Here is a 2,539-nt window from a genome sequence, read left to right as displayed (position 1 = left end):
AAGCCCGCCGCAGCCCGGCCTGTTCCCCGACGGCCGCGAACGGCTCACGCCGCAATTCTAAGGGCGTCGCCGCTTCCCAAGGCCAGGCCCACTACGGCACAACACCGCAGACCGGCGGCAACAACCGCCCGGCACCGCCGCACCTGCCCGCCCCCGTCCTCGGTCCGCCAGTCTGCCCGTCGAGCCAGGCGTGCCAGCCGGGCAGACACAAGAGTGCCTGGGCACGAGTGCACGGGATCAATTGTTCTTCAGACACTCCGTGAAAAAGCACAGCACGTCGTCCCAGGCTCTGGCCTCGGTGCGCGGGCAGTGCCACGACGCTTCGGCGTCGAACGCCGTCCCGTAGGCCGCATTGCAGAAGCCGTGGCCCGCACCCGCGTGCAGCACCACCCGGCAATCCACATTGGCAGCAGACATCTCGCGGACAAAGGGTTCAACGTCGCGCAGCGGAATGACATGGTCGTGCCCGGCCAGATGCACCAGCACCGGGCAATGCGCCGCGCCGGGCACCACCGGCTGCGACGAGGAAAGGTATCCGTACATGCTGGCCGCGCCGCGCAGGGGGGCACCGGCGCGGACCAACTCCAGCGTGGCCCCTCCGCCCAGCGAAAACCCCATGGCCAGCAGACGGGCCGCGTCCACGCCGGGCACACCGGCCAGCGCGTCCAGCCCGGCTCGCGCGCGCAGGTGCAGCAGCGCCCTGTCGTCACGCAGGGGGCGCAGGCAGGCGCGGGCCTGCTCGATGTTCGTGGGGCGCAGCGCGGTGCCGTACAGGTCGGCGCACAGCACGGCATACCCGGCCTGCACCAGCCGTGCCGCGCTGCGGAACAGGTAGTCGCCAAGGCCGGTGTATTCGTGCAGCAACAGCACGCCGGGCACGCCGCCGCGCGGCCCTTCTCGATCCACTGCCCCGAAACCGCCCGGCAGGAACAGACGCCCCTCGCAGGCCACCGTGCCGTAGCCCGGTCCCGATGCACTTTCCACGTTGGCCGAACGGGCCAAACTGGCAGAACTGGCGGGCGCGGCATAGGCCACCGCCCTGCCCGCCCACGCCAGCGAATCGTCGGCAAACAACCCGACCGCCCCGCTCCACGCGCCCATTCCGACATCCTTCCTGTCCATCAAGCTTCCCCGGTGGCGGTCACGCGCCATATGCAGCGACGCCCGGCGGATTCGCCGGACGTCGCGTTTCGATCTTTGGCTGCCTGACCTTCCTTGAAGCAAAGGACACGCCAAGCCAGTGGCGAGAGCCTGTTGCCGCTATGAGAATTTTTGTTCTCTGCCAAGAAAGAATGATTTTTTATGAAGGGAGTATACTCTTAGCGTATTCGACCGGAATAAAAAATCATTCTGACGCAGGCAGAGGACAAAAAGGCCATAGCGGCACAGGCTCTACGGTTCGATGCGCGAACCCAGCACCCCAAGAAACTTACGCATCCACTCGGGGTGCGCGGGCCACGCGGGCGCGGTAACCACATTGCCGTCCACGCAGGCATTGGTGAACGTGTCATTCACCTCGCACCACGTGCCGCCCGCCCCTTCGATGTCCGGCTTCACGGCAGGGTACGCGGTGCAGGTCAGCCCCTTGACCACGCCCGCCGTCACCAGCAACTGCTGGCCATGGCACACGGAGGCGATGGGCTTCTTGGCAGCCGCCATCTCGCGCACGATCTCGACCACGCGCGGGTTCAGTCGGATGTATTCCGGGGCGCGGCCACCGGGAATCACCAGCGCGTCGTAGTTCGCCGTGTTCACGGCGTCGAAGTCGGCGTTCAGGGTAAAGTTGTGGCCCGGCTTTTCGGAGTAAGTCTGGTCACCCTCGAAGTCGTGGACCGCCGTGCGCACCTGCTGGCCCGCCTTCTTGCCGGGGCACACCGCGTGCACGTCGTGGCCCACCATCAGCAGCATCTGGAACGGCACCATGACTTCGTAGTCTTCCACGAAATCGCCCACCAGGAACAGAATCTTCTTCACTGCCATGTCGTGCTCCTTTGCTGCCGACGCGCGCGGTGCGGCCCGTGGCCGCCGCCGGGCGTGCCGGTCGGGGGTTGGGGAAGAGGAGGTACGCGCCTGATCGGCGCAACGCTTGCGCCCACGGCTTGCGTCCCTGCGCGAAATGGTTATTGAAGTGCCAACCAAGGGGACGCCGCAGGATCCGGTTCCCGCCGGTCGGCTGAAGGTGCATGCTCATGGATGGACTCATGGATGGGCCCATGGATTGCTCATGGACGCAGACGCCACCGCGCGGGAGTGTTTGCGCATTCTAGCAATAGCGCGTTCGGCGGCTGCTTACAACCGCAACCATACAGCAGTCAGGTCGGAGCACCGACCGACACGCAAAGGTAACACCCATGCCCATGTACGAATTCTCCTGCCAGGGGTGCGGCGCCGTGTTCGAGGAACTGTGCGCCCGCGATGCCGAAACCTGCGCCTGCCCCGCTTGCGGTGCCCAGGGCTCCCGGATGATGTCCGCCGCCACCCCCAAGCTGCGGGCGGGCAGCCCGTTCACCAGCACCCCGCGCAACGCCGGGGCCGGGGC

3 protein-coding genes are annotated in these 2,539 nt (G+C 66.8%); 1 reads left to right on the top strand and 2 read right to left on the bottom strand.

Annotation, left to right across the window (positions count from 1 at the left end; translation table 11 throughout):
- Positions 1-237 precede the first annotated feature (237 nt).
- Both FVW27_RS12955 and FVW27_RS12950 read right to left on the bottom strand, forming a co-directional pair.
- Complete coding sequence (locus FVW27_RS12955; RefSeq protein WP_167125748.1) at positions 238-1,122, bottom strand: dienelactone hydrolase family protein; 885 nt, start codon at positions 1,120-1,122, stop codon at positions 238-240.
- Positions 1,123-1,392: 270 nt separating this feature from the next.
- Positions 1,393-1,980, bottom strand: a complete 588-nt coding sequence (locus FVW27_RS12950) for a DJ-1/PfpI family protein (protein WP_167125746.1) — start codon at positions 1,978-1,980, stop codon at positions 1,393-1,395.
- A 371-nt stretch (positions 1,981-2,351) separates the two neighbouring features.
- Here FVW27_RS12950 and FVW27_RS12945 point away from each other — a divergent pair.
- Positions 2,352-2,539: zinc ribbon domain-containing protein (locus tag FVW27_RS12945; RefSeq protein ID WP_167125744.1), on the top strand; the 188-nt coding region annotated here is incomplete at its 3' end.

This window comes from Nitratidesulfovibrio liaohensis (assembly GCF_011682075.1).
In the GTDB taxonomy this organism is placed as follows: domain Bacteria; phylum Desulfobacterota; class Desulfovibrionia; order Desulfovibrionales; family Desulfovibrionaceae; genus Cupidesulfovibrio; species Cupidesulfovibrio liaohensis.
The sequence above is the reverse complement of the archived record's forward strand: the minus strand, read 5'-3'. Positions and strand labels throughout refer to the sequence as shown.